The 1,193-nt window shown below is 65.0% G+C and carries 1 protein-coding gene; it reads right to left on the bottom strand.

Translation table 11 applies throughout. The annotated features are described in order from the left end of the window. On the bottom strand, positions 1-1,188 hold a 1,188-nt coding region (gene tuf / locus EJI01_RS28335; RefSeq protein WP_126840409.1), incomplete at its 3' end, for an elongation factor Tu. Between the last annotated feature and the right edge of the window lie 5 nt (positions 1,189-1,193).

Raw genomic sequence — 1,193 nt, 5'->3', positions numbered from 1 at the left:
GTCGAGGATCTTCGCCACCACGCCCGAGCCCACGGTGCGGCCGCCTTCGCGGATCGCGAAGCGCAGGCCTTCTTCCATGGCGATCGGGTTGATCAGCTTCACGGTGATGCTGACGTTGTCGCCGGGCATGACCATTTCCTTGTCCTTGGGCAGCTCGATCGCGCCGGTCACGTCCGTCGTGCGGAAGTAGAACTGCGGACGGTAGTTGTTGAAGAACGGCGTGTGGCGCCCGCCCTCGTCCTTGGACAGCACATACACCTCGGCGGTGAAGTGCGTGTGCGGCTTGATCGAACCGGGCTTGCACAGCACCTGGCCGCGCTCGACTTCTTCGCGCTTGGTGCCGCGCAGCAGCACGCCCACGTTGTCGCCGGCCTGGCCCTGGTCCAGCAGCTTGCGGAACATCTCCACGCCGGTGCAGGTGGTCTTCACCGTCGGGCGGATACCCACGATCTCGATTTCCTCGCCGACCTTGATGACGCCGCGCTCGACCGCACCGGTCACGACCGTGCCGCGGCCGGAAATGGAGAACACGTCTTCCACGGGCATCAGGAAGGTGCCGTCCACCGCACGCTCGGGCGTGGGGATGTAGGTGTCCAGCGCCTCAGCCAGCTTCATGATGGCCTCTTCGCCGAGCTTGCCCTTGTCGCCTTCCAGGGCGAGCTTGGCCGAGCCGTGGATGATGGGGGTGTCGTCGCCGGGGAATTCGTACTTGTCCAGCAGCTCGCGCACTTCCATCTCGACCAGCTCGAGCAGCTCGGCGTCGTCCACCATGTCGCACTTGTTCAGGAACACGATGATGTAGCCCACGCCCACCTGGCGCGCCAGCAGGATGTGCTCGCGGGTCTGGGGCATCGGGCCGTCGGCGGCCGAGCACACGAGGATGGCGCCGTCCATCTGGGCGGCACCGGTGATCATGTTCTTGACGTAGTCGGCGTGGCCAGGGCAGTCCACGTGCGCGTAGTGGCGGTTGGCCGTCTCGTACTCGACGTGGGCGGTGTTGATGGTGATGCCACGCGCTTTTTCTTCAGGCGCCGCGTCGATCTGGTCGTAGGCCTTGGCTTCGCCGCCGAACTTGCTCGACAGCACCGTGGCGATGGCCGCCGTCAGCGTGGTCTTGCCATGGTCCACGTGACCGATCGTGCCCACGTTCACGTGCGGCTTCGTGCGGGTGAATTTTCCTTTTGCCATTTTCT

It is taken from the genome of Variovorax sp. MHTC-1 (assembly GCF_003984645.1).
Classification (GTDB): domain Bacteria; phylum Pseudomonadota; class Gammaproteobacteria; order Burkholderiales; family Burkholderiaceae_C; genus Variovorax.
The sequence above is the reverse complement of the archived record's forward strand: the minus strand, read 5'-3'. Positions and strand labels throughout refer to the sequence as shown.